This is a genomic window from Rhodococcus sp. GB-02 (genome assembly GCF_053470465.1).
Map to the genome: position 1 here is coordinate 1,839,131 of NZ_JBPUKE010000001.1, position 25,375 is coordinate 1,864,505.

At 63.8% G+C, this 25,375-nt stretch carries 23 protein-coding genes; 5 read left to right on the top strand and 18 right to left on the bottom strand.

The window, feature by feature from the left end:
* Nucleotide 1: 1 nt before the first annotated feature.
* Entirely contained in the window at nt 2-1,369 is a 1,368-nt protein-coding gene (locus ACSW29_RS08805; protein WP_317825023.1) for a phosphatase PAP2 family protein, read from the top strand.
* Here the strand turns inward: ACSW29_RS08805 and mnhG are convergent.
* From mnhG to ACSW29_RS08835, 6 genes are read right to left on the bottom strand one after another with little or no spacing between them, the layout of a single operon-like run.
* Nucleotides 1,335-1,679, bottom strand: coding sequence for a monovalent cation/H(+) antiporter subunit G (gene mnhG, locus ACSW29_RS08810; RefSeq protein ID WP_058038511.1), 345 nt, complete (start codon nt 1,677-1,679; stop codon nt 1,335-1,337). The genes ACSW29_RS08805 and mnhG overlap by 35 nt on opposite strands.
* The gene (locus ACSW29_RS08815; RefSeq protein WP_269068655.1) at nt 1,676-1,945 is read right to left on the bottom strand and encodes a monovalent cation/H+ antiporter complex subunit F; all 270 of its coding nucleotides are present in this window, start codon (nt 1,943-1,945) and stop codon (nt 1,676-1,678) included. Before ACSW29_RS08815 ends, mnhG begins: the two co-directional genes overlap by 4 nt.
* Nucleotides 1,942-2,514: a Na+/H+ antiporter subunit E gene (locus ACSW29_RS08820; RefSeq protein WP_230816832.1), complete on the bottom strand. Its 573-nt coding sequence runs from the start codon at nt 2,512-2,514 to the stop codon at nt 1,942-1,944. Before ACSW29_RS08820 ends, ACSW29_RS08815 begins: the two co-directional genes overlap by 4 nt.
* A complete protein-coding gene (locus ACSW29_RS08825; protein ID WP_230816833.1) occupies nt 2,511-4,196 on the bottom strand; it encodes a Na+/H+ antiporter subunit D in 1,686 nt (561 codons plus the stop codon). The genes ACSW29_RS08820 and ACSW29_RS08825 overlap by 4 nt, the downstream gene beginning before the upstream one ends.
* Nucleotides 4,193-4,825, bottom strand: a complete 633-nt coding sequence (locus tag ACSW29_RS08830) for a Na(+)/H(+) antiporter subunit C (protein WP_230816834.1) — start codon at nt 4,823-4,825, stop codon at nt 4,193-4,195. Before ACSW29_RS08830 ends, ACSW29_RS08825 begins: the two co-directional genes overlap by 4 nt.
* Nucleotides 4,822-7,659: a Na+/H+ antiporter subunit A gene (locus ACSW29_RS08835; RefSeq protein WP_317825026.1), complete on the bottom strand. Its 2,838-nt coding sequence runs from the start codon at nt 7,657-7,659 to the stop codon at nt 4,822-4,824. Before ACSW29_RS08835 ends, ACSW29_RS08830 begins: the two co-directional genes overlap by 4 nt.
* Before the next feature lie 190 nt (nt 7,660-7,849).
* On the opposite strand from ACSW29_RS08835, the gene ACSW29_RS08840 reads away from it, so the two are divergent.
* Nucleotides 7,850-8,275 carry an NUDIX hydrolase gene (locus tag ACSW29_RS08840; protein WP_448277068.1) on the top strand — a complete coding sequence of 142 codons (426 nt, stop codon included), beginning with the start codon at nt 7,850-7,852 and terminating at the stop codon, nt 8,273-8,275.
* On the opposite strand, the gene ACSW29_RS08845 is transcribed toward ACSW29_RS08840, so the two are convergent.
* Genes ACSW29_RS08845 through ACSW29_RS08860 form a run of 4 tightly spaced genes read right to left on the bottom strand, consistent with a single transcriptional unit; the run spans nt 8,232 to nt 13,146 of the window.
* On the bottom strand, nt 8,232-9,611 hold the full coding sequence (locus tag ACSW29_RS08845; protein WP_448277069.1) for a hypothetical protein: 1,380 nt from the start codon (nt 9,609-9,611) through the stop codon (nt 8,232-8,234). The two genes, ACSW29_RS08840 and ACSW29_RS08845, sit on opposite strands and share 44 nt — an antisense overlap.
* 48 nt (nt 9,612-9,659) lie before the next feature.
* Nucleotides 9,660-11,072: a hypothetical protein gene (locus tag ACSW29_RS08850; protein WP_448277070.1), complete on the bottom strand. Its 1,413-nt coding sequence runs from the start codon at nt 11,070-11,072 to the stop codon at nt 9,660-9,662.
* A gap of 13 nt (nt 11,073-11,085) precedes the next feature.
* Nucleotides 11,086-12,501: a hypothetical protein gene (locus tag ACSW29_RS08855; protein ID WP_448277071.1), complete on the bottom strand. Its 1,416-nt coding sequence runs from the start codon at nt 12,499-12,501 to the stop codon at nt 11,086-11,088.
* 9 nt (nt 12,502-12,510) lie between these two features.
* Entirely contained in the window at nt 12,511-13,146 is a 636-nt protein-coding gene (locus tag ACSW29_RS08860; RefSeq protein ID WP_448277072.1) for a TetR/AcrR family transcriptional regulator, read from the bottom strand.
* A gap of 128 nt (nt 13,147-13,274) precedes the next feature.
* Here ACSW29_RS08860 and ACSW29_RS08865 point away from each other — a divergent pair, with 128 nt between their 5' ends.
* Genes ACSW29_RS08865 through ACSW29_RS08875 form a run of 3 tightly spaced genes read left to right on the top strand, consistent with a single transcriptional unit; the run spans nt 13,275 to nt 16,364 of the window.
* Nucleotides 13,275-14,543, top strand: coding sequence for a cytochrome P450 (locus ACSW29_RS08865; RefSeq protein WP_003945041.1), 1,269 nt, complete (start codon nt 13,275-13,277; stop codon nt 14,541-14,543).
* Nucleotides 14,544-14,589: 46 nt separating this feature from the next.
* The gene (locus ACSW29_RS08870) at nt 14,590-15,342 is read left to right on the top strand and encodes an isocitrate lyase/PEP mutase family protein (RefSeq protein WP_007730096.1); all 753 of its coding nucleotides are present in this window, start codon (nt 14,590-14,592) and stop codon (nt 15,340-15,342) included.
* Nucleotides 15,343-15,344: 2 nt separating this feature from the next.
* Nucleotides 15,345-16,364 (top strand): DUF2804 domain-containing protein, encoded by a 1,020-nt coding sequence (locus tag ACSW29_RS08875; protein ID WP_448277073.1) that lies wholly within the window; start codon nt 15,345-15,347, stop codon nt 16,362-16,364.
* Between the two features lie 88 nt (nt 16,365-16,452).
* Here ACSW29_RS08875 and ACSW29_RS08880 read toward each other — a convergent pair whose 3' ends face one another.
* From ACSW29_RS08880 to ACSW29_RS08915, 8 genes are all read right to left on the bottom strand, one after another.
* Nucleotides 16,453-17,691 carry a DUF222 domain-containing protein gene (locus tag ACSW29_RS08880; RefSeq protein ID WP_448277074.1) on the bottom strand — a complete coding sequence of 413 codons (1,239 nt, stop codon included), beginning with the start codon at nt 17,689-17,691 and terminating at the stop codon, nt 16,453-16,455.
* A gap of 65 nt (nt 17,692-17,756) precedes the next feature.
* Nucleotides 17,757-19,379, bottom strand: coding sequence for an amidohydrolase (locus ACSW29_RS08885; RefSeq protein ID WP_448277075.1), 1,623 nt, complete (start codon nt 19,377-19,379; stop codon nt 17,757-17,759).
* A gap of 9 nt (nt 19,380-19,388) precedes the next feature.
* Nucleotides 19,389-21,566: an AAA family ATPase gene (locus tag ACSW29_RS08890; protein WP_448277076.1), complete on the bottom strand. Its 2,178-nt coding sequence runs from the start codon at nt 21,564-21,566 to the stop codon at nt 19,389-19,391.
* Nucleotides 21,567-21,587: 21 nt separating this feature from the next.
* A complete protein-coding gene (locus ACSW29_RS08895; protein WP_230816953.1) occupies nt 21,588-22,418 on the bottom strand; it encodes a CDP-alcohol phosphatidyltransferase family protein in 831 nt (276 codons plus the stop codon).
* A 59-nt stretch (nt 22,419-22,477) separates the two neighbouring features.
* The gene (locus ACSW29_RS08900) at nt 22,478-23,191 is read right to left on the bottom strand and encodes a phosphatidylserine decarboxylase (RefSeq protein ID WP_003941540.1); all 714 of its coding nucleotides are present in this window, start codon (nt 23,189-23,191) and stop codon (nt 22,478-22,480) included.
* Nucleotides 23,192-23,301: 110 nt separating this feature from the next.
* Complete coding sequence (locus ACSW29_RS08905; RefSeq protein WP_347871519.1) at nt 23,302-24,306, bottom strand: DNA polymerase III subunit beta family protein; 1,005 nt, start codon at nt 24,304-24,306, stop codon at nt 23,302-23,304.
* The gene (locus ACSW29_RS08910) at nt 24,296-24,748 is read right to left on the bottom strand and encodes a hypothetical protein (protein ID WP_182263358.1); all 453 of its coding nucleotides are present in this window, start codon (nt 24,746-24,748) and stop codon (nt 24,296-24,298) included. The genes ACSW29_RS08905 and ACSW29_RS08910 overlap by 11 nt, the downstream gene beginning before the upstream one ends.
* A 34-nt stretch (nt 24,749-24,782) precedes the next feature.
* The gene (locus tag ACSW29_RS08915) at nt 24,783-25,253 is read right to left on the bottom strand and encodes an SRPBCC family protein (RefSeq protein ID WP_230816847.1); all 471 of its coding nucleotides are present in this window, start codon (nt 25,251-25,253) and stop codon (nt 24,783-24,785) included.
* Nucleotides 25,254-25,375 lie beyond the last annotated feature (122 nt).

Below are 25,375 nucleotides of genomic sequence, written 5' to 3' on the forward strand. Positions count from 1 at the left end.
GGTGTTGATAGACAGTTGGTCCCAACGAGGGGACGCGCCCGGACAATCGGATCGTTCGTGGTCGAGTTCTCATCGAGGCCTTCTGATCGGCACAGCAGCATTGACCGTGCTGGTCCTGGGCGTGCAGGCGTTCGCGTCGCACAAGGGCTATCTCGGCCCGGTGGAAAGCCTGTTCGGTGACTACTTCCTCGTTCCCCGCTCCGCGACGATGCCCTGGGTGGGCCTCGCTCTCGCACTGGTCGGACTGAACAACAAAGAACGCATCTACGCGGTATCCGCGGCGGTCGTGATCGACGTGGTCGTCGGCACGATCCGCTGGTTCTCCGGTGGACCGCTGACGATGGGCACCGGCGGCACCTGGGTGCTGACGGCCATCGCGGTGTACGCGGTGTGGAAGTTGACCGGTGAGCGTCGACTCAGCGTTCTGCACGGCGTTGCGCTGGGCGCGTTGCTCATCATCGCGGCCAAGGTTGCCGAGACGTGGCTGGAGATCACCATTCTCGTCGGCACCGATGTGTGGGACGAGTACGTCTTCCTCGCAGACCAGGCTCTCGGGAACCCGTCGTGGGTGATGGGCCAGATCGTCGACGCCATGGGCCCCGTCGGCGCCGCAGCGCTCGACTGGATCTACGTCGAACTACCCGTCGCGGTGATCGTGGTTGCTCTCTATCAAGTACGCAAGGGGTGGCCGTCGCATCACCTGCTGCGTACGTTCCTGCTCATCGGGTTGATCGGCCCGATCTTCTACGTCCTGTTCCCGGTGGTCGGTCCGGTGTTCGCCTTCGGTCCGCGTGGTTTCGGATTCCAGATCGGCGACTACTGGCCGAACATCGTGCCCAACTTCGACTTCGCGTCACCGTCGTCGCTGCCGTTCGACGACGCCGCGCCACGAAACTGCATGCCGAGCCTGCACACCGCGTGGGCAGTCGCGTTGTTCATCCACTCGCGCAGCGGCCCGTGGTGGATTCGCAGCCTGGGATCGTTCTGGCTCGTCGCGACCCTGACGGCGACGCTCGGTTTCGGATTCCACTACGGCGTCGACCTCATTGCCGGTGCGGTTCTGTGCTTGACCCTCGATGCCGCGCTGCGGGATCCGGAGCGCGGTTGGGGTTGGTTCCGAGTGCGTCTGTTGATCGGTGGCTCGGCACTGCTCGCGGGGTTGTTGCTCTCGTACCGATTCGCTTCGGTGCAGATGGCCGAGTACCCGGCGATCTTCGGTCCGCTGCTGCTGGCTGTTCTGGTTCTCATGTCGGTGGCGTACTTCGGCACCTTCTTCGCCCGCCCCGGCACCGCTCTTGCAGTGTGGGGCGAGCGCGACGGTGAGTGGGATGCCGCTACCGGAGAGAGTCCGGGTCTTCCAGTTCGTTGATCTTCATGAGGTCGTCCTCCTCGCGCTGTTCGCGGTAGGCGACGCGGCCGACGCTGTGTGCGATGACGGGCGCGGTCAGCAACGTGAAGATGCCGACCAGTACCAGCATCCAGATGTCGACGCTCCCACGAAGCAGGAACACGGCACCCATCAGAACAAGGATGAGCCCGACCACCTGAGGCTTGGTGGCCGCGTGCATACGACGCAGGGTGTCGGGGAAGCGAACGATTCCCACCGCCGCGGTCAGCGCGAGCAGCGCGCCCAGGAAGATGGAGATTGCCCCGATCGTGTCGAGGATGTTGCCGATCACTGGTCACTCACCCGGAAGCGCGCGACGGACACCGAACCGATGAAGCCGACCAGTGCCAGCGCGACGATCGCGGGAACGATGGTCGTGTCTTCGCTGTACGCGGCCCAGACCGCGAGCCCACACATCGAGACCGCAATGATCGTGTCCAGGGCGACGAGGCGGTCGAGTGAGCTCGGCCCGTCGAGCAATCGGAACGTGGTCAATACTGCGGCGATCAGGAGAATCACTCCCGAAATGATCAGGATCGTGGTGATGAACCCGTTCATGGTTGGTCCTCCTGCCGGGGTGCATCGAATTCGTAGTCGCGCTGGTGCCACGGGCTGGGCCGCCAGTCCGAATCACGTTCGAACGACGCGATGAACAACCGCTCGAGGTCCTCCACAGAGCGGTAGAACGCGCTGACGGCTTTCTGCGAGCCGACGTCGAGCACGTGGACGTAGACGATGCGCCGGTTCTGGTCGATCTCGAGAACCATCGTGCCCGGGATCAGGTTCAGAACGTCGATGCACAGCGTGAGAACCAGGTCCGACTTGATCCCGAGCTGGTACCGCAGAACCCCGGTGACCGGCGGCGGCGACGGACGGATCGCCAGCCAAGCGACCTGGATACTCGACTGGATCGCGTAGTACACGATCATCCACAACAGACGCAGGATCGACAGCAGATGCACCCGGCCCTCGACCGGTACGCGGGGGAGGGGAAGCAGGACCATGATGATCAGGCCGACGGCGAGTCCGCCGAAGATGTTTCCGAAACTGATGTTGCCCCACAACAGGATCCACACGACCATCAGCCACAGCAGGATCCCGACGCGAAGTACCTGTTCGCGTTTCATCGCGGAGCCTCCTCGGTGTTCGGGGCATCGGTACTGGGAGCTACAGCAGGGTCGTCTGCAGCGACGGGAGCTTCGTCGACCGGAACGGGTCGGTGGTTGCCGAGAACCGCGTCGATGTAGATGGACCGGTCTTGCAGATCCTTCGCCGCTCGGTCGCTGATGTCGATGATCCGGCCCGCGAACACCGTCAGCCCCAGTCCGACGATGACGAGCCCGACCGTCGGAATCAGCATGAAGATCGGAATCTTGCCGACGTCCTCGCGGTCGACGAACGCGATGTCCTCCTCGGATTCGTCGATCAACGCTGACGGGCTGACGTCGGCGAGGTCACCTTCAGGCGCGTCGGCGCGGGCTCGCCAGAATGCCTTGGTCCACACGCGGGCGACCGCGTAGAGCGTCAGCAAGCTGGTGATCGTGCCGCCGGCGACGAGGATCCACGCCAGCGCGCTGGCGTCGGACGCCCCGGCTTGCAGGAGTGCGACCTTGCCGATGAAGCCCGAGAACGGTGGGATACCACCGAGGTTCAGGGCCGGGATCAGGAAGACGATCGCGAGGATCGGGCTGGCCGCCGCGAGACCACCGAGACGGCGCAGTGACGACGACCCGGCTTGTCGTTCGATCAGACCGACGACGAGGAAGAGCGTCGTCTGCACGATGATGTGGTGGGCGACGTAGTAGATCGCGCCGGACAGTCCGGACGTCGTGGACAACGCGATACCGAAGATCATGTAACCGATATGGCTGACCAGGGTGAACGAGAGCAGACGTTTGATGTCGCTCTGCGCGATGGCACCCATGATGCCGACCACCATCGTCAGCAGGCCACACACCATCAGTACGTTGTCGAGTTCTCCTTGCGGGAACAGCAGCGAGTGCGCCCGGATGATCGCGTACACACCGACCTTGGTGAGCAACCCCGCGAAGACGGCGGTGATCGGTGCGGGCGCGGTCGGATACGAGTCCGGGAGCCACGCCGACAGCGGGAAAACCGCAGCCTTGATGCCGAATGCCACGAGGAGGACACCGAAGATGGCGGTTCGTGTTCCTGGCGGAATGTCGTCGAAGCGCAGGGCCATGTCGGCCATGTTGAGGGTGCCGGTCGCAGCGTAGGCGAAGGCGATGCCCGCCAGGAAGATCAATGAAGACACCATCGAGACCATCACGTACGAGATGCCGGCCCGGACGCGGTCGGCGCTGGCACCGAGCGTCAGGAGCACGAAACTCGCGGCGAGCAGGACCTCGAAACCGACGTACAGGTTGAAGAGGTCACCGGCGAGGAACGCGTTGGAGATACCGGCAGTCAATGCCAGATAGGTCGGCAGGAAGATCGAGACCGGCTGGGCCTCGCTGCCGTCGCGAATACCCTGACCGATCGCGTAGATCATGACGGCGAGCAACACCACCGACGAGACCACGAGCATCATCGCCGAGAGACGGTCCACCACGAGCGTGATACCGATGGGTGAATCCCAGCCGCCGACCTGAACAGCCGTCGTACCGTCGCGGTCGGCGAGGTAGAGAAGCAGGCCCGACACCGCGACGACTCCGACGAGCGCGATCAGGGTGATCACACGCTGGAAGCGCGGACGTCGGCCGACTACCAGCGTCGCGGCTGCGGCCAACATCGGGATCAGGACGGGCAGGGGCGCAAGGGCTCCCATCAGGTTGTCCGAGATGGTCATGCGCCTCCACCTCCCTCGATCTTGGTCTGGCGAGCGTCTTTGCGCCGCTTCTCGGATTCCTTCTTACGGGCAAGGTCGGTGGCCCAGTCGGGTACCGGTTCGTCCTCGAAGTCGCCGTCGTGGAGGTCGTCGTAGCATTCGATGTCCTCGAGGTTGACCAGTTGTTCGAGGGGAATTGGGTTGCCGTCCTTGTCGAATGCGTCGCCGCCGATGCTCGGGGCACCGGTGAGCGGGTCGTCGGAGCGGTCGTGGTCGGGAGCGTCGGCGGGCAGGCGACGCTTGAGGATCTTGGTGTCCTCGGGATCGTCCTCGACGGCGTCGGCGGTGTTGATCTTGAATGACCGGTACGCCAGTGCCAGAACGAAGCCGGCGATACCCATCGTGATCACGATGGCCGTCAGGATCATGCCCTGGGCGAGCGGATCCGCTATCTCCTCGTGGACCGAATCTCGGCCGACGATGGGCGGATTCCCGTCCGATCCACCGACGGTCAGGATCAAGAGGTTGATGGCGTTGCCGAACAGGAGCAAGCCGAGCAGCATCCGGGTGATGCTTCGTTCGATCAGCAGGTAGACACCGGCCGACGTGAGGACGCCGATCAGGATCAGCATTCCGATGTTTGCGCTCATGGTGCTTTCACCTCGATTTCTGCGTCGAGGCGGGCGCCGAGACTTCGGAGTACGTCCAGGACCAGACCGACCACGATGAGGTAGACGCCCAGGTCGAAGAACAGAGCGGTGACCAGTTTGACGTGGCCGATGAGCGGGAGGGTGAACTCGAAGACGGCGGACGAGAGCGCCGGGGCGCCGAGGAACAGCGACACCAGGGCGGTGCCCGCGGCTAGCGCCAAACCGAGGCCGAGAATCTTGCCCGCGTCGATGGGTACAGCTTCACCGAGTTCGTAGCGGCCACCGGCGAGGTAACGAAGTACCAGCGCCAGGCCCGCCGTCAGGCCGCCGGCGAAACCGCCGCCGGGAGCATTGTGGCCGGAGAAGAAGAAGTAGATCGACAACACCATGATGGTCGGGAAGATCAGCCTCGTGGTGACCTCCAGAACCAGCGAACGGTGGCGCGGATCGATCAGGTCTCCGCCGCGCAACCACGTCGTGTCAGAGTTGGCGGCCGCCTTGTCGACGATGACGGAGGGAGCGTCGGCGACGCGCGGCGCGATACCGAAGCGGCGGTTGCGGAACACGAGGCTGGCGACGCCGGTTGCCGCGACCAGCAGCACCGAGATCTCACCGAGGGTGTCCCATGCGCGGATGTCGACGAGTAGGACGTTGACGACGTTCTTGCCGTTGCCCAGGTCGTAGGCCGCGTCGGGAAGCAGTTCGTAGATCGGACGAGTGTTCCGGGCGTTGGTGGCGAATGCCGCGATGGTGGTGACGGTGATTCCGACGGCGACGGCGAGTGCGGCACGCGGCCACTTGAAGCCGATCGCCTTGCTCTCGTCGACTTCGGCGGGGAACTTTCGGAGTACGAGTACGAAGATCACCAGCGTCAGTGTTTCGACGAGGAACTGGGTCAGAGCCAGGTCTGGAGCACCGTGCAGCGCGAACAACACACCGCAGCCGTAGCCGGTGAGTCCGACCAGGATGACGCTGGCGAGGCGGTTGCGCATCAGCGTCGCGGCGATGGCGGCCGAGATCATCATCAGCGCGATAGTGAACTGGATGGGCGAATCCCACATCCGAAGGTCGACTCCGCCGCCCTTGGTGTCGATGATCAGCAAGAACAGTGGAACGACGACCAGCGTCGCGAGGATCGTCGACTGCGTGCGGGGGAGCGAACCACGCTGAGTGGCGCCGGTCAGGCGCATCGAGATGGTGTCCATGCCGCGCAGGGTCGCGTCGTAGATACGGTCGGCGTTGCCGAGCGGCGGGTGCTCGAAGTGCAGGCGGCTGATCTGACGCTGCGCGATGTAGAGCGCGACACCGCCGGCGATGACGATGCTGGTGAGCAGCAGCGGAGTGTTGAATCCGTGCCACAGCGCGAGGTGGTAGTCGGCGTGCGGCCCCGGGGCCAGAGTGGTGGAGTACGGCGTCAGCAGCTTCTCGAGTTGGGGCGAGAGAATGCCGGCGGCCAGACCGAGAACCGCGAGTAGGCCGGGCGCGAACAGGAACAGCCAACCCGGCTTGTGCATCTTGCTCACGGCCGGGCTCGGCTTGCCCAGGGTCTTGCGTCCGAAGGCACCCCAGATGAACCGAATGCTGTAGCCGACGGTCAGGATCGAGCCCAACACGATCACCGTCACGACGGCGATGGACGACCAGTGGCCGAGCGCGTTCGTTTCGAGCACCGATTCGAGTGCGGCTTCCTTGCCGACGAAGCCGAGTAGCGGTGGTAGACCGGCCATGCTGGCGGCAGCGAGGCTCGCGATGATTGCGAGAGCGGGTGCAGCTTTACCCAGGTGAGCAAGTTTGCGCAGGTCACGGGTGCCGGTGGTGTGATCGATGATGCCCACGACCATGAAGAGTGCGGCCTTGAACATCGCATGCGCCACGACCATCGTCATGCCGGCCAGGGCAGCGTCACGCGTGCCGATGCCGACAAGGACCATCATGAAGCCGAGTTGACTGACGGTTCCGAAGGCAAGGACCAGTTTGAGGTCGTACGCGCGCATGGCTCGCCAACCGGCGAGGATCATCGACAGCAGACCCAAACTGATGATGGTGATGCGCCATGGCGGCGAATCGGCGTATCCGGGAGCCAGGCGCGCGACGAGGTAGATACCGGCCTTGACCATCGCGGCAGCGTGAAGATAACCGCTGACAGGGGTGGGCGCGGCCATCGCACCGGGCAGCCAGAAGTGCAGGGGCACGATTGCCGATTTGGAGAGCGCACCGATCAGGATCAGGACGATCGCGACGGACGGGAGCCAACCCGTCGGGGGGTTCGCGACCAGTTCGGACAGGTTGTAGCTGCCGCCGACCTGACCGAGGATGATCATGCCGACCAACATCGCCAGACCACCGGCGGTGGTGACGAGCAGTGCTTGGGTTGCGGCGCGGCGACTGGTGGCGCGCTCGGCGTAGTGACCGACCAGCAGGAACGACAGGACCGTCGTCAGTTCCCAGAACACGTAGAGCAGCAGCATGTTGTCGCTGGTCACGAGCCCGAACATGGCGCCGGCAAAGGCGACCATCTCGGCGGCGAAGATGCCGAGTCGAGGTTCGTCGTCGTTGAAATAGCGGGCGCAGTAGACCAGGATGAGCGTGCCGACGCCTAGGACGAGCACGGCCATGATGGCCGAGAGCGCGTCGAACCTGAAGTCGATGTCCATCGACAGGCCGGGAACCCAGGTGATGTGCAGCGTCTCGACGGTGCCCCATTTGTCGATGACCCAGCCGAGGCTGGCGAGGGGGACTATCGCGAGGGGGAAGAAGCCGTTTCGCCCTAACCTGCGCACCACAAGCGGAGCCAAGAGGGCGGCAACGGCATGGGCAAGCAAGATAGCGAGCAAAAGGCACTCCGTCGTGTTGTCAGCGGGCGGCGGGGTGTCCGAACAAAATCGAACCTATCGGATTAACGAGACAATTCACCTAGTCGGAGAGGTTGTCTTTGCGTACATATTACCGGGCGTGGCAGTTTCGATGTGCAGCGAGTCGATTCGGACATCTTCGGCACTCGCGGATACACGTAGGTTGGACGACGTGAATTCGTCGACTCCCACCACGATCATCCGTACCGCTGCCCTCGCGCACATTCGTGACCGCAAGCTGATCCAGACCCGCTCCGTGGGCAAGACCGCGTTCTACATGGCCGGCGGAAAGATCGACCCGGGTGAGACGCCCGAGCAGGCACTGCACCGCGAAATTCGGGAGGAACTCGACGTCGATCTGGTCGACGGGACGGTCACGTTTCTCGATGTCTTCGAGGCTCACGCTTTCGGACATTCCGCGGACACAGGCCTGCACATGAGTTGCTATCTGGCGGAGATGGCCGGAGACCCGCGCCCGACCAGCGAGATCGCCGAGTTCCGCTACTTCACGCTCGCCGAGTACGCAGCGATGGACGAGGTGGCGCCGGGATCGCTCAAAGTGTTCCATCGCCTGACGTCGATGGATCTGATCGACTGATCGGCGGAGGAACGGATCGACTGATCCGGCCCAAGCGCAGACTCGCATAGGCGCAGACCGCCACGATGATCAGCGCCACGGCGTCGAGTATCAGGATGTCGGTCGAGATCTCGAACGGGCCTACCGTCGTGATGCCATTGAAGGGCTTGTTCTCGTCCAGCGGCGTGTACGCCGTCCATCCGTAGTCGAACTGCGGATAGACGAGGAGGGCCAGCGCCGTCGGGCCGAAGATGACACCGAGTCCGACGAGGGCTCGTGACGCTCCGGTCCGCGGTGGCTCTCGGTACATCGCGCTGGCGATCGCGTACGTGACGATCGCTGCAGTGAAGGCGACAAGAAGATCGCTGATCGTGAGAACGTCACCGATCTTCGGCGACGGCGACGTGGCGTAGCTGACGATCCCGGCGACCGTCACCGTCAGTAGCAATCCGTAGCCGACGACCCGCGAGGGAGCGATCGCGCCGATTACTGCCGCGGCGGCGATGACGACTCCGATCACGACGGCGGTCGAGGCCGGGGTTTTCGACCACTCCATAGCCTCGGTTGCGGGACGGTTCGCCGAGACCGCCGCCAGAGTTGCGACGGCAGCGGTACACATCAGCAGTATCCGACTGCCGTCGCCCAACACTCGCGCGCAGATCACCGTGATCACTAACGCGACGAGTAGCAGGGGCACCGCCGCCGTGACGGTGGTGATCTCGAACCACCAATTTGCCGCGACGCCGAAGAGGGTGAGCACCGCCGCGATCGTCACCGGCCGAACGGCCATCCGTTCCTTGGTGTGGTCCTTGTCGAAATCGTGGAACCAGAACGCGGCGACACACGCGGCGGTCAACGCCAGTGCGATCAGTGTTGCCGCCAGCACTGGTGGTTGAAACTGGTTGGTGTTGTCGGCGATGTAATCCGCGTACCGCCGAGGAATTGCGTCCTCGTCCAGGAGTGAATCCGAGACATGCACGGCAACAATCGTTCCCGCGACCGAAGCGGCTCGGACCCGTGGAGCGGCAGCAACCGTGACCGCGCCGACGGCGACTCCCGCACCGACGGGCGAGAGTGCCTCGAAGTTGTGATCGTAGAGTCCGGGCAGTTCGAGGAGGAGTCCACCGAATGCCGTCATGGCAGCGGTCCGTAACCGGCAACGGGCCATCATCGCGGCTGTCCCGACCGCGACGACAGCCAGAACGCCGGCACCGATGGTCGATATCGACCAGAATCGGTCGCCCGTCGAAATCGACGTCGACTGGCTGTTGACGAAGGGCGCCAAAGCGACGACGGTGACGACGAATGCCGTCACACCACTCAGTGCGACGAGCAGCGTCCTGCGGGCGATGGGCACTGCTCCAAAATAGTCAATCCGGTACCAGTTGCACCGCAATAGCAGGTCTCAGTCCGGTGACGGTGTGTCAACGGGGTTTCGGCGGCGCAGCGCGATACCGGTGGCGACGACAACTACACACATCAGAAGCGCGGTACCGACGGAACGAGGTGGCTCCTCGTATGCGTAGGCAATCGTCGAGGCTTCCGCCCGATACGCTGCGCCGGGCTCGCTCGCGTCGATGTAGCCGCGCAGTTCAGAGTTGCGCTCGAGGTAAGTCGATGGGGCGTCGGGCTGGACGTAGGTTGATGACACTGTCTCGATCTCGTGCTGCCCGATCGACATGAAGATCAGGGCAGTGAAAGGAATGGTCAACCCCAGCGCCCCGATGACGGGATTCGAGGGCAAAACGGATCCGAACAGTAATCCCGATCCCACGCCTAGCGCGACGATCCGGAGCAACAGAGCCAGTTCGTGATCGCCGCTGAAGATTAACTCCGACAACGGGATCGAAGCCAGGAGCGCAAGACCCACGATCCTGCGATCTCCGTGTCGAGAACGCGTCAACCCGAAGACAACTGCGATGATCGCGAGGGCAGTGATCACCAACGGTGAAGTTCGGTCGCCGTCGAGAAAGAAGCGGTCGGTCAGATCGGCGAACACCGTCGTGGCGGCGGCCACAAGAGCGGTTGCAGCCCAGAGGAATCCGCCGCTGTCTGATGCGGCGTCGAGTTTCCTCGTACAGAACCAGGTCAGGGTGAGGACGGCGACGGTGGACGCAACCATGACCACCCAACCCGAATACGTCGACGGGTCCTCTTGCCGGTCGACGACCGAACTCAGAATCCGTTGGGTGACGGCGAGGCCGGTGACAACTGCCAGAGCGGCTGCGGCAACGCCCGGTTCGCCTTCACCTGGCCGAGATTCGGGGTCAACCGTGATGGCGCACGCTACTGCGCAGATCAGCGTCAGCACCAGAAGTGCCCAGGCGGGTTCACCGATGGACGACGTGCTGGTGGGTATCAAATCTCCGGTGGACGATTGCGCGGCCAACCACGTCGACACCACGCCCACGATCAGTAGGTTGCGTCCGATGCGGTTGTCCCACGAGGCGGCGACCGCGCCACCTAGGATGATTCCTGCTGCAATGGTTTTGGCAAAACCTAAAACGCTCAGCAGATCAAGACCAAGTTCTTCGGGTACGAGGTATCTGATCAGAATCAGCACGACAACGCCTACACACACAAACGCCCACGCACGCCTGCGAGAACCGCGGTGCTGGAGATACGCGCAGGCAGCCACCGCGACGATGGCGCCGACCACGACGCTGGTGGATTGGCTGCTGATCCATTGGTCGATCTTCGACTGCGGCTCGGTAACAAGCCATCTCATGCGGGCTGGGCTAGTCAGCGCCACGGCCGCAAGGATTCCCGAGAGCAAGGCGGCAAGGGTGCCGGTGCTTGACCGGACGTCGATGGTCATCGGTCTGTCCCGATCAGGCGGTCTCGGTGGGTTCCGATACCTCGACGGGCGGGTGGGATCGTCGAAGGATCGCCGCACCACAGAAGCCGATGATCAGGGCGAAGAGGATTGCAGTGCCGACGGTCTGCGCGGTGACGTAGTCGACGGTGATGCCGATGCCGCGTCCGAATAATCCTCCGTCAGCGCTGACGTGCGCCGGGATGGGAAGTTCCATCAATCGCTGAATGTCTGCCGCTGTCAACTCTGGCGGCGCAGTGAGTTGATCGGTGAGAATGGCGATCGACGAGAAGGTCATCGCGGCAAAGGGAATGGCGAGTCCGAGGGTGGCGTCGACCAAGCTGCCGGGAGCCAGGGAACCGAACAGCAATCCGGTGGCGAGGCCCAGTGCGGCGATCTTCAGGGCGATTGCCCAGACACCGTGCGCGGAGTCGAATGGTAGTAGTTCTGACAGCGGTACCGCAACGAGAACGGCGATGGGCACGAGGTTTGGCACCTGCTTGTGCAGTCGCAATCCGACGGCGACCGGCAGGGCTGCGAAAAGCACCAGTACCCAGGGGGACTTCAGCTGACCCCAGTGACCGGAACCCTTCGCGATGTCGACGAACAACGGAGCCGACGCAGCGGCCAGAGCGGTTGCCGCCCAGAGGAACTTGCCACCAGCACCGGAGGTGTCGCCGAGACGGTAGGCGGCGATCCACGTCAACGCGAGCGCAGCACCTGCCGCCAAAACCATGACGATCCAGGCGGTTGCCTCGGACGCGTATTGCTGGCGGTCGATCACGGCGCCGAGCACGCGATGCCCGATCGCCAGCGCGGTGATCACCACGAGCGCGATGCGGATTTCGCCCGCGTCGGGCTTGCGGATCCGGAAGCCGGCCTGCGCGGTGACTGCACAGGCAATCGCTGCCGCGGCCGTGGCGCCGATCAGCCACCACGACGGCTCACCTACCGAAGACGTACTCATCCGGCCAGACCCGCCGGCGAACGTGCGGATCGCGAGGAAGGTGGCGAGCACGCCGAGGAGTGTCGCGTTCTTCGTGGCAGTGCGGTCCCAACTGACGGCAACCACGCAGCCCAGAATCGCACCGGCTGCAACACTTTTGACGATGATCAAGGCGATCAGCAGGTCCAGTGACGCAACCTCGGGTACGACTGCCCGAATGATCGCGATGACGGCGACCCCGACAGCGATCGCGATCCAGGCTGCCCGACGGGAACCGCGACGCTGTGAGAGTGCGCAGGCAAGCACGGCAACTACGGCGCCGAGTCCGACAGCAGTGGGTCCGCTACTGATCCAGCGATCCACTTCCGATGGGGAGGCGACGATGGCCCAGTCACGAAGAACTGGATTGGTCAGGGCCAGCGCAGCGAGTATCCCGGACAGGAGCGCAGCGACGGTGGTGAGGATCGCTCGAAGATCGAGTGGCATCGGGCCAACCTATCGCGGCGCCGCACCATCAGTAGCGGGCGGCGTGAGTGCCGGAAACCAGATGTCGGTGAGAACGTCTGCTGCGACGTCCGCACCCGCGGTGATCGCGCCCTGCTCGGCCCAGCGAATGAAGAAACGCTCGACTTGTGTGAGCAGGAGCTCTACTCGAAGTTTTGCCTCGTCATGTCGGTCCTGCGGCCAGCGGGCCAGGTACGACGGCATCGCGTTAGGCAGTGCGGAGATGCCCTCGCGGGCCAGTGTGCGGAACTCGGGTTCGAGGATCATGGCCTCGTCCCACGCCCGCATCATGTGGTGGTGATCGCGGCACCAGTCGAGAGCGCGTGTGATCCAGCCGGCGAACTCTTCGCGCGAACCGGAATCGAGTACATGGTCGAGATCCTGGAATATGGCGAGGGTGCTGGATACGACAGTGTTCGAGCCGAGGGCCTTGAGAATGTCGATCTTTCCGGGGAAGTGCAGGTAGAAGGTGGCTCGGCTGCAGCCGACCCGGCCGGCGATGTCTTCCACGGTGACAGCCGCGTATCCGCGTTCGGTGAAGAGCGCGCCGGCGGCATCCACGAGGTCTGCGCGGGTTCGCTGCTTCTGCTTCTCTCGCAGCGTCAGTCTGCCGGAGGTATCTGTCATTACCGGGATCCTAGTGCCGCGGGGGCTCTTGCGGGACGATTGCACGAGACTCCCCGTCTTTCACTTGACAGGCCGTTAGTGAAAGCTACTCTGTGGTGTAGCGCACATTCGACCGATCAGAGGACGCCATGACCATCTCGGACACAACACGCACGCCTGACCTGCCGGCCGGATTCGACGTCACCGACCCTGCTGTCCTCGGGGAGCGGATCCCTTTCGAGGAATTCGCCGAACTGCGACGCAACGCACCCGTGTGGTGGTGTGAGCAGCCGCCGACGGTCGGTGGATTCCAGGACGAGGGCTACTGGGTGGTCTCGCGTCACGCTGACGTCAAAGAGGTCAGCCAGCGCAGTGATGTGTTCTCGAGCTGGGAGAACACCGCGATCGCGCGTTTCGCCGACGACATGCCACGTGAGGCCGTCGAGATGCTCCGCCATCTTCTGCTCAACAAGGATGCGCCGGAGCACACCAAGCTCCGCAAGCTGATTTCGAAGCTGTTCACGCCTCGCGCGATCAACGGCATGCGCGACGAGTTGGATCGTCGTGCACGGAGCATCGTCGACACTGCTGTGAGCGAAGGTCCGGGCGACTTCGTGAAGCAGGTTGCCAGCGAGCTGCCGCTCCAGGCGATCGCGGATCTGATCGGTGTACCGCAGGACGATCGAGACAAGCTGTTCAAGTGGTCCAACGAGATGATGGGCTACGACGACCCGGAATACCAGGGTGATCCGGCAGTCGCGTCCACCGAGGTCCTCGGATACGCGTACCAAATGGCAGACGCGCGTCGTACCTGCCCGGCAGACGACATCGTCACCACACTGGTCCAGGCCGACATCGACGGCGACTCCTTGAGCCCGGAGGAGTTCGGGTTCTTCGTGTTGATCCTGGCGGTGGCGGGCAACGAGACCACCCGCAACGCCATCACGCACGGAATGATCGCGTTCCTGGACAACCCCGAGCAGTGGGAGCTGTACAAGAAGGAACGTCCCAAGACGACGGCCGACGAGATCGTCCGTTGGGCGACACCCGTCACCGCCTTCCAGCGCACCGCGCTCGAGGACACGGAATTGGCAGGAGTGTCGATCAAGAAGGGGCAGCGCGTGGTGATGCTGTACAGCTCCGCGAACTTCGACGAGGACGTGTTCGAGAACCCGATGACGTTCGACATCACTCGTAATCCCAATCCGCACTTGGGCTTCGGTGGAACGGGCGCGCACTTCTGCATCGGTGCCAACCTCGCTCGTATGGAGATCGACTTGATGTTCAACGCGATTGCCGACAACGTCCCGGACATCACCAAGATCGGTGATCCGCGCCGTCTGCGCTCGGGTTGGATCAACGGCATCAAGGAGTTCCAGGTCGATTACAAGAGCACAGGCTGCCCGGTCGCTCACTAGAGTCGGTAGGTCAGAGGTACACCCCACGATCTCGAGGAGCCACCGCATGACTTCGATCAACGACAAGGCAACAGCTCTACTGGCGTTGCACCAGCCAGGCAACCCAGTCATTCTCCCGACAGTCTGGGACGCGTGGTCGGCGAATCTTGCGGTGGCTGCAGGTTTTGCAGCCCTGACGGTGGGCAGCCACCCGGTTTCCGATTCCATCGGCAAGCCGGACAACGAGGGCATTACCTTCGACGAACTTCTGCACCGGATCAAGCAGATCACCGGTGCAGTCGACGCCCCGATCTCGGTGGACATCGAAGGTGGCTACGGGCTCGAGCCGGCAGTTCTCATCGACGGGCTGATCGATGCCGGCGCTGTCGGACTCAACATCGAGGACACCGTTCACAGTGAAGGCGGACGCTTGCGTGAGGCGCAAGAGCACGCCGACTTCGTGGGCGGGCTTCGCCAGGCTGCCGACGCCGCCGGAGTTCACGTTGTCGTCAACGCGCGTACCGACCTGTTCGTGAAGCAGGTCGGTGACGAGTCCGATCGCGTCGATCGCGCTATCGCACGCCTCAAGTTGGCAGCCGATGCCGGCGCCGACGTTCTCTACCCCGTCGGGCGTCACGACGACGCAACCCAGCGCCGCTTGACGTCCGAACTCCCACTTCCGATCAATGCGATCGGAATCCCGGATCAGGACGACCCGGCAAGTTTCGGTCCGCTCGGAGTGGCGCGGGTGAGCTTCGGTCCGTTCTTCCAGATGGCCTTGGCCAACCGCGCAAACGAGATCTTGGGACGCTGGAAGTAAGAATGCAGACACTGATGTCGCCCGGCCCGCTTCTCGACGATCGCGGACATCTGGTCGAGACGGGTTGGGCCCCATCGGAGATTCGCAAGTATCGACGCTCTGCGATCACCGCTCCCAAGTTCCGGATCAAGGAATGGGACTACTACTGCGTTCTCACTGCGGATTACGGCATCGCGTTGACCGTCGCCGACAATGGGTACATGGGCTTGCTCGGAGTCTCCTGGCTCGATTTCCGAACACCGCACGAGATCACCGAAAACGTGATGCTGCCGTTCCCGATGGGAAGGCTCGGTTTGCCCGAAAGTGCGGACGACGGTGATGTGGTGGTGTCGAAAGGTAAGGCACGGTTCGAGTTTCGCCATGTGGACGGTGGGCGTCACCTGATCGTCGACTATCCGGCTTTCGGCGGTGGGCGAGGTCTACATGCCGATCTGTTTCTGGCGAGTCCTGCCGATGACCGGATGGTGATCGCCACACCGTTTCCGAAGGCGCCGCGGTCGTTCTACTACAACCAGAAGATCAACTGCCTGCCCGCTACCGGGACCGTGCGAATCGGGACCGACGACTTCACATTTCGCTCGGAGGACTCGTTCGGCGTTCTCGATTGGGGCAGGGGAGTCTGGACTTACGACAACACCTGGTACTGGGGTTCTGCGTCCGGACTGGTGAACGGCGAGCGGTTCGGATTCAACATCGGGTACGGCTTCGGGGATACCAGGGCAGCCAGCGAGAACATTGTGTTTGTCGGAGGGCGGGCACACAAACTGGACAGGATCGACTTCGATATCCCGCAGGGAACGTACGACGGCGCTCCGTGGAACTTCTCGAGCAACGATGGTCGCTTCGAGATGACTTTCGAGCCGATCATCGACCGTGCCGCGACTTTCGACGTCGGGGTGCTGCGTTCGATTCAGCATCAGGTGTTCGGAAAGTTCTCCGGCACAGTAATCCTCGACGACGGTACCTCCGTGGTGGTTCGAGATCTCCTCGGATTTGCCGAGGAGGTTCGGAACCGCTGGTAGGCCGTACGTCTCCGCGAAGATGACGGAACGCAGCATGAGCACCGGGGCATGATCGTGCCCCGGTGCTCGCGTCTCGAGTTGTTTCACTTCAGGCTGCTGTGGGCGGGCTGTTCCCGCCGATCGGATGCTGATACGGGTCAACGGACATCGGCGGGTAGAACACCGTCTTCCGATCCGGGCCGATCTCCACCCGCCATTCGGTGTGGTGCAGTGTCCGATGATGATGACCGCACAACAAGATCAGATTGTCGAGATCCGTTGGGCCACCATCACCCCAGTGAACAATATGGTGGGCATCGCACCACCCCGACGGAGTCCCGCACCCTGGAAACGCGCACCCACCATCACGAACCGTCAACGCACGCCGCTGCGGCACCGTCGCCGTTCTTACTTCCTTACCACACTTGAGCGGAACACCATTCTCGTCCAACAAGATCCGCGTCACGGTGCAGTCGCAGGCGAGCATCCGTGCGGTGTCGATACTGATCGGGCCCACCCAGTCCGTCCATGCAAACCCGAGTTCCTCCGTGGACGGCAGGAGGTCTTTCAAGGCTTGCAGATCGGTCATGTCTTTTGCGCTGGCGGTGACTGTGATGTGTGGTTTCACGCCGCCTTCGATCGGACCCAGTCCCGCCCGCTCGTAGCGGCGCAGCAGTTCGCAGAACCCGTCCGCCCGTCGTAGCGCCGGCGTGCGGGTGTCTTTGACGCCGTCCTTCTCCGGTGTCGGAGCCGACAGGCTCGACAACAACGTGATCAACCGGGCACCGTTCACCGCATCCAGATCACCTTTCACCGTCACCCGTCCATACAAGCCCTTCGAGGCATAGAACTCGTTGCGCTCCGAATCCTCACCCACCGGAACACCGTCCTCACGGTTGCCGTACTGCTTCTCGATCCTCCGGATCGCCGCCCGCACCGCATCACAATCCGCAATATTCCTCGACGCCAACGACAACAAGATTCCACGAGCCTTGTCCACATCCGCCGGCGTCATGTTCTTCGGCGGATGCTGACAAAACGACGCCACCTGACGAGCCTTCAACGCATCAACATCACCACGGTGAAACGCATCCGCGACAACAGGCTCGAGCAGAAGCAACCGCGCCAAACCAACGAGCAGACTGCATTCACCGATCTCCAAATTCGTCGAACCGTGCAACCACTGCGCGATCGCCCGAAAACCCTTCCCTCCGAGAACCTCCCGGGAAAACATCTCCACGATCAGCAACACCATCCGCGACTGCAACTCGTGCCGGGCGCGCACCAGATCCAGAACCTCACTCTTGAGATCCTCACCATCCAAGTGCCATGCTTCCCGGCTGTCCATGCTCAAAGTTTAATCGAACATACTTTCGAGAACCAGAGACAAAACGGACTACTTTGAGTTCGAGATCAGCCGATCGCGCTCAGGTCCCCGTGCACCGTCCGGCCCTCCAGGGTGGTGGCGAGCACCTTGATGTCGGCCAACTCGGTCGGCTCGACATCGAGGGGATTCGCCGACAGGACAACAAGATCCGCGTAGGCGCCGGGGAAGATGGACCCGATGTGATCTTCGCTGAACAGCTGCCAAGCGGCGTTGACCGTGTGGGCGCGAACGGCGGCGTCCACGGGGATCCGCTCCTGGGGCGCGACGACGCGGCCGCTGGGCGAAAGCCTGGTGACGGCATCCTGCATGTTCCGTAGCGGATTGGCGGGGGTGACGGGTCCGTCGTTGTGGAAGGTGAACCGCTGTCCGGCCGCGAGTGCAGATCCTGCTGCGGCCCAAACGGATCCGTATTCGGGGCCGAACAGGTCATCGACGAGAACGTCACCCCAGTAGTGCAGGTGGTCGATGAAGATGCTGACCGTGACGCCCAGTTCCGCTGCGCGGACGAACTGATCCGGACGCATCGCGCCGACATGTTCGAGGCGCAACCGGTGATCGGGCCGGGGGTGCTCCTTCAGAAGTCGTTCCCACGCGTCGAGAACCATGGTGATCGCGTCGTCGCCGTGGGCGTGGCACGCCATCTGCCACCCCTTGGCGAAGTAAGCGGAACTGATGTCGTGGATCTGTTCGCCGGTGTAGTTGGCATGCCCGTGCGTGCAGGCGATCCCGAGCGCGCGGGTTGCCTCGGTATCGAGATACGGGAAACTGGTGGCGATGTTGCCGACCCAGGGCGAACCGTCGGACCAGACCTTGATCCCGATCTGGCGCACCAGGTCGTTTCCGTCGCCCGGCGATGCCTCGGTAGTGCGTGCGTCGTTGGACATTTCGTAGAGCCGCAAGCGCGTCGTGAGCAGTCCGGTGTCGGCTATCGCTGCAAGGGCCGGTCGCATCTTGGGGTCGAACGACAATTCGGCGATGGTGGTGATACCCGCGGCGTTCAGCCGGGCGCATTCGGCCGCCACCAGTGCGGGGAAGTCGTCACCGATGGTGACTGCGTGGCCCGCGACTGCGAACACCGCAGGCATTTCGTACGCGGCTCCGTCGAGTGCGCCCGTCGCGTCGTGGCCGTACGATCCGCCGATCGGATCGGGGGTATCGCGGGTGATGCCGGCCTGTACCGCTGCCGCCGTGTTGAAATACGCGACGTGACCCGAGTTGTGCATGATCACGAGCGGGTACTCCGGCGCCACGGAGTCCAGCCAGTCGATGGTCGGGTGGGGTAGGCCCTTCTGCAGCAACGGGTCCCAACCGTTCAGAGAAGCACCGGCAGCACCTCGCGAACGAACCGTGTCGACGACGGCAGCAACTACGGCGTCTGCCTCGGCGATCGTGACAGGCCGGATGTCGACGACGTCGGGCCCGAGCACGATCGCTTCTTCGAGGGGGTGACCGTGCGGCTCGATGAACCCCGGCAGAACAGCGGCACCTCCGACGTCGACGACGCGGGTATCCGGCCCCACCAGTTTCTCGACGTCCGTGCGCGCGCCGACAGCTGTGATCCGGCCTCCCGTCACAGCGAGTGCCTGGGCGCGTGGTGAGTCCTCGTGCATGGTCACGATGTCGCCGTACAGAACCAGATCAGCAGCCATGGTCAGTCCTTATCGGTTGTCCGCGTACGCCTGTAGGTGTGCCACCTGCTCGGGATCGAGTGAGGGACGTACTTTCTCACGGGCGGTTGCCACGTCCGCGGCCGTCACGTCGGCCGCGTCCATGCTCCGACGCATGGCGGCGAGTGCAGCCTCACGCAGGAGAGCCGAGCAGTCTGCTGCCGAGTATCCCTCGAGATCGACGGCCAGAATGTCCAAATCGACATCTTCGGCGAGCGGTACCGACTTTCCGGAAGCACGCAGAATCGCTTTGCGAGCCTCCGCATCCGGCGGCGGTACGAATACGAGTCGTTCGAGTCTGCCGGGGCGCAGGAGGGCCGGGTCGATCAGATCCGGTCGATTGGTGGCGCCTAACACCACGACGTCGCGTAGCGGCTCGACGCCGTCGAGTTCGGTCAGCAACGCGGCCACGACGCGATCCGACACCCCGGAGTCGGAGCTTTGACCGCGACGCGGGGCGAGGGCGTCGATTTCGTCGAGGAAGATCAACGAGGGTGCCGAATCGCGTGCGCGCTGGAACAACTCGCGCACGGCTTTCTCGGAGGCGCCGACCCACTTGTCCATCAGCTCCGCACCTTTGACGGCGTGGACGCTGAGGTGACCTGAGCTGGCAAGGGCGCGAACGAGATACGTCTTACCGCAGCCGGGAGGTCCGTAGAGGAGCACGCCGCGGGGCGGGTCGACTCCGAGACGCGCGAAGGAGTCTGGGTGCTGCAGCGGCCACAGAACTGCTTCGGTGAGCGCCTGTTTGGTTTCGACCATGTCGCCGACGTCGTCGAGGGTGACGCTGCCGATCGAGAGTTCTTCGGTGCTCGAACGGGACAGTGGCCGAATCACTTCGAGGGCACCGACAAGATCTTCCTGCGTGATCTCCGGAGAATCACCGGATTTGGACGCTCGCGTAGCCGCTCGCAAAGCAGCTTCACGGCAGAGCGCCGCGAGGTCGGCGACCACGAATCCGGGTGCGCGCGAGGCGATGGCGTCGAGTTCGAGGGTTCCGGTGGGCACGCGGCGGAGCAGGAGTTCGAGCAACGCCTTGCGTGTTGCGCCGTCCGGCAGAGTAAGCGCGAGTTCCCGGTCGCAGAGATCCTGGCCGCGAAGGCGCGCGTCGACGGTCTCCGGATGGGCGGAGGTCGCGACGAATGCCACGCCCGGGGTGGCGACGGCGCTGCGCAGTTGTTCGAGGATCAGCGCGGACACCGGTTCGGCTGTGGCAGGAAGTAGTGCGTCGATGTCACTGATCAGCAGCACACCACCGCCGCGCACGGCAGCAACGGCGTCGACGATTCGCTGCAGGCGGGTATTCGCCTCGGTGGCGCCGACTCCCGGGCCGTCGAGTTCGACCAGTTTGCGAGATGACAGGACCGAGCGGGCAAGCGTGGCTTTGCCCACGCCGGCGGGCCCCGTGACGAGGACGCCGAGGTGCGGGGAGGCGCCGAGCGTGCGGAGCAGTTCTGGTTCGTCAAGTGCCAGGCCGAGCCACTCGGTCAGCTTGGCCGCCTGCACTTGCGCGCCGACGAGGTGATCCAGCGGAACCGACGGTGCGGGTTCGATCGTGACTGCATCGGGACTGGAAACAAGCGCACTCGGCGTCAGCGCACCCGCCGAGCCGGAACCCCAGTTGACCGCCGAATTCGGCTGGACGCTGACCGGACCACCGGCAGGTTCGACGGCCGTGACGGTGAGCAGTTCGGATGTCCACGCGACGCCGAAGGTGCGGGAAAGCGCTTGGGTGGCTTCGGAAGTGCTCGTACCCGGACCGAGATCGCGGGGTAGGAGCGAGACCGTGTCGCCGACGCTGACGACCTTGCCCAGAAGGGCTTGTCGCAGAACCGTCGAGCTGATCGAATTTGTCGCCATGGACGAGCCGGTGACGGAGACGGATCGCGCTCCGTACACCGTCACCGGACCGACCACGACGGAAGAGTTCTCGGTGAGTCCGACGTTCGACATGGTGACGTCGTCGAGAAGGATCGTGCCCGCCGGGGTTCCGGTGGGCGCACGGCCCGCGACGGTCGCGGTGCCGCGGGCTCCCATGAGTGCGATGGCATCCCATTCGCGGATGCCCAACGCCGCCAACGCTTCGGGGTGCAAGCGCACGACCCCGCGGCGTAGGTCGGCGGCAGAGGTGTTGAGTCGAACGGTGAGGGCGAGTTCCGGCGAAGTCACCTCTCGAGAGTACGTCGTGGACTAGCGGGGTCGCCGCAGTCCGAGACGAGCGGCCGAGCGGCGGCCACCGACGTTGGGTTGGCGTCGGATCGCGCGGCGTTCGGAAGGCTTGATGTCCCAGGTTTCGGGACGCGCTGCCACCCACCGCTTCGAATGCACGGCAAACGGGATGTGCACCAGGTAGATCGCGATGAGAACGATCAGCAGGATGTACGGGTAGGTGATGAGTGCGGCCGCAGCCAACGTCACCAGGACGAGCAGGCCGGCCGCCATGTGCGGCGGCACGGATACCGACTTCATCGCCAGCGTCGGGATGCGGCTGACGATCAGTGCAGCCGAGAAGAGCGTCCACACGATGACGACGATGTGCGAAGACCACCAGCCGTCACCCCACTGAGCCGTCGCGGCCAGGGGAGTGAGGGCGATGAGTGCGCCGGCGGGAGCCGGAACGCCGACGAAGTACTCACGTGCGTACGCAGGGACGTCGTCGTCGTCGAGCAGGGTGTTGAAACGTGCGAGTCGCAACACGATGCTGACCGCGTAGATCAACGCGATGATCCAGCCGATGCTGGTGCCGTCGAGCAAGGTCACGTACAGGACCAGGGCCGGGGCGACGCCGAAGGAGATGGAGTCGGCCAGTGAGTCGAGTTCGGCGCCGATCTTGCTGGTGGCGTCGAGCAGTCGCGCGATGCGGCCGTCGAGTGAATCGAGGACGGCTGCGGCGCCGATCATCGCGAGCGAAGTACCGGGTTGTCCGTCGAGAGCGAACTTGACGGCGGACAGCCCGGCGCACAGCGCCAGGATGGTGATGACGGACGGCAGCAACCGGACCGCCTGGGTGCGTTTGGGCATCTTCGCGCCGGGTTGGGCTGCTCCCGGCTTCTTCACGGCTGACTTCATCTTCGGCGTCTTCACGGCAGTTGCGCGATAACTGTTTCAGCACCGATCGTGCGTTGTCCCGGCTCGACCAGGAGTGTGGTTCCGGCGGGGAAGTACGTGTCGACGCGCGAGCCGAAACGGATCAGTCCGTACGTGTCGCCGATCGGCAGGACGTCACCGACACCGGCGTAACAGACGATGCGGCGTGCGAGCAGTCCCGCGATCTGGACAACTGCCACGTCGTGACCGTCGGCGGTTTCGATGAGCATGCTGTTGCGCTCGTTGACCTCGCTGGCGTCGGCGAGATCTGCGGAGAGGAACTTGCCTGCCTGGTGAACGACTTCTTTGACCGTTCCACCGACAGGGCTGCGCTGGACATGCACGTCGAGAACCGACAGGAAGATGCTGACGCGCGGGCGCGGCTCGCTTCCGAGATTGAGCTCGGCGGGCGGAACGGCGTTGTCGACCAGCGCCACCTCGCCGTCGGCGGGTGCGACGACGACGCCGATGCGGTTGGGCGGCACCCGGTGCGGGTGACGGAAGAACGTGGCGCATGCGGCGGCGGTGGTCAGACCGGCTCGGCGCACCCACTTACGGTTGCGGCCCAGAGCTGCAACTCCCAGCGGGGCCAGCACGAACGGCAGGCCGGCGGGATGAAGTGGCGGAATCGCATGGCGAACCAGATCGACGATATGTCCGATCCCGGTGGGTTGCGGGGTTCCGGGGGGTGTGGGTCGGCGTGCCACAGGCTCCTCTAACTACTCGGTAGGTCTTCTGCTGGTCGCACTGACAGTACGGGGTGGTAGAGCATCCATAGATTACGTGAATGCCTTCTCTCCTACGGGCTACTGCCACATCATGCACGTCCCTGCAGTGGCATCAAGTACGAGTAGTACCCGACACAGTCGCCCGTGCGTATCGCCAGCGGCAGCGTCGCGCCGCTTACTCGGATCACCAGTTGCCGCCCCGGTTGGGCCGCTGCGGCGTCGCGCAGTCGCTGCCGGTCGACCAGTACTCGGAACCTCTCACGGGGATCCATTGCACCCGGATCCACCCGGGCACCGCCGTCTTCGTCGATGCTGACGACGGCGCCGTGTCCGGTGCCGTTGAGCAGGGCGGCAAGGTGGTCGCCGCTCAGTTCGACCGCGTCGTGGTGCTCGCGCAGGATTCGGTGATCGGGGAACTCGCCGTCCTCGATCAGCGGGCTGGACACCTCTCCTCCCGGATACGACGCACTCACTGTGCGCGCGGAGAAAGTCAACGTCACGACGCCGGCGACGTCGCGTAACAATCGCGCGAAGGCCACGGGAACGACGGCGGACACTGTCAGAGCGGAGTGAACTTTCACCTCGGCGACCGCGAGCCGGAACTGATCAGTGGTGACAAACGCAGCGACGCCGTCGTGAATGTCGAGGTGGACGCCGCGAAGTATCGGGAACTCCGATTCCTCGTTCACGGCGAACAGCACGGCGTCGAGTGCGCGTCGTAGATCCCAGGAGTCGATGTCCACGCCGCCGGAGGCAGGTAGCGAATCGATCAGCCGGTGAATTCGCCCCAGTTCGGCGCGGGCGTCGGCGAGACCGTCCTCGAGGTTGCGCAGATGGGCGTCCAGGCACGAATGGGGTTCCGGCCCGGTCAGGACGGCCATCATGTCGCGGATCGGAACACCGACGCGTCGCATACCGGCGATCACGCGTGCGTCGCGGAGCTGATCGTCGGTGTACCAGCGGTAACCGGTGTGCGGATCGACGGAATGCGGGACGAGCACGCCTTCCTTGTCGTAGAACCGCAGCGCGCTGATCGGGAGCGCCGACGCCCGGGACATCTCGCCGATCGTCAGGAGGGCGGAACTAGTGGTCACGGATCAATTCTGCCCGCAGTCGCTCGATGGCGCCCCTGATCATCCGGCCGTAACCGTCGTCGGCGAGTGTGCCGACCGACGCCTCGGCCTTCGTCAGATGCTCGACGGCCTCGGCGTCGCGTCCGAGTTTGCGGTAGTCGGCAGCCAGGTTGAGGTGCAGCGATGGATAGAAACCGGCGACCTGCAGCGATGCGTGGTGTTCCTGGGCTCGCGCGTCCGTCAACGAATCGGCAGCGTCGAGGGCGCGCAGGTCCCAGCAGAGCTCCTGAGCAGGATCGTCTTGAACGTCGGCCATGTAGTGCGCGAGGGAGACGACGTGGAGCGCGTCTGGTGCGACGCTGATCTCTTCCCACACCTTCTCGAACGCAGAGCGAGCCCCGGCTCGATCGCCGGAGCTCGCCAATTCTTGTGCCTGCGCTATCTGTGTCATCACGGGATCCATGGAACGGATCCTGATGCCTCGACCAGGTCGAGGGTCAAGCAGAGGTGCGTGCAGCCGCCTCGGCCTCGCTCTTCACACGCTTCAAGGTGGCGTTCATGCCTTCGACGAGTTCGACCTCGAAGTCTGCGTTTCCGCCCAGAACGGTCTTGACGAGGAACTGCGAGACCTTCGACGTTCCGGTGGGAGCCTCGCGACGCTCGGTCACTTTGGTGCCGGTAGCGGTCGGCTCGAGTTCGTAGGACCAGATCGTGCGGTTCTCCGCGATGCGGAACGCCACCGACTTGTTGGGTTCGAAACGAACGACCTTCGACGACGTCGGCCAGACCAGCAGGCCCTTGCGGTTGATGTTGATGGTCTTGGCACCCTCACGCACGGTCCCGCCGATCACCTTCATGACCTTGCACTGTGGGCTCCATTCGCCCATGCGCTGCAGGTCGGCGACGATTGCCCACACATCCTGCGGTGATGCGTCGATGTCGATGCTTGCTTCGAGGGTGTTGGACACAGTCTCTCCAGTCGAGTTGATGCTACGTAAAGTTACAAACACTTTTGTCGATCGTAAGCGATCCGTCAATGGACCATGTGTGTCAGGTCACTGTACGGCCGTCCAACAGGGTCGTGCGGGAA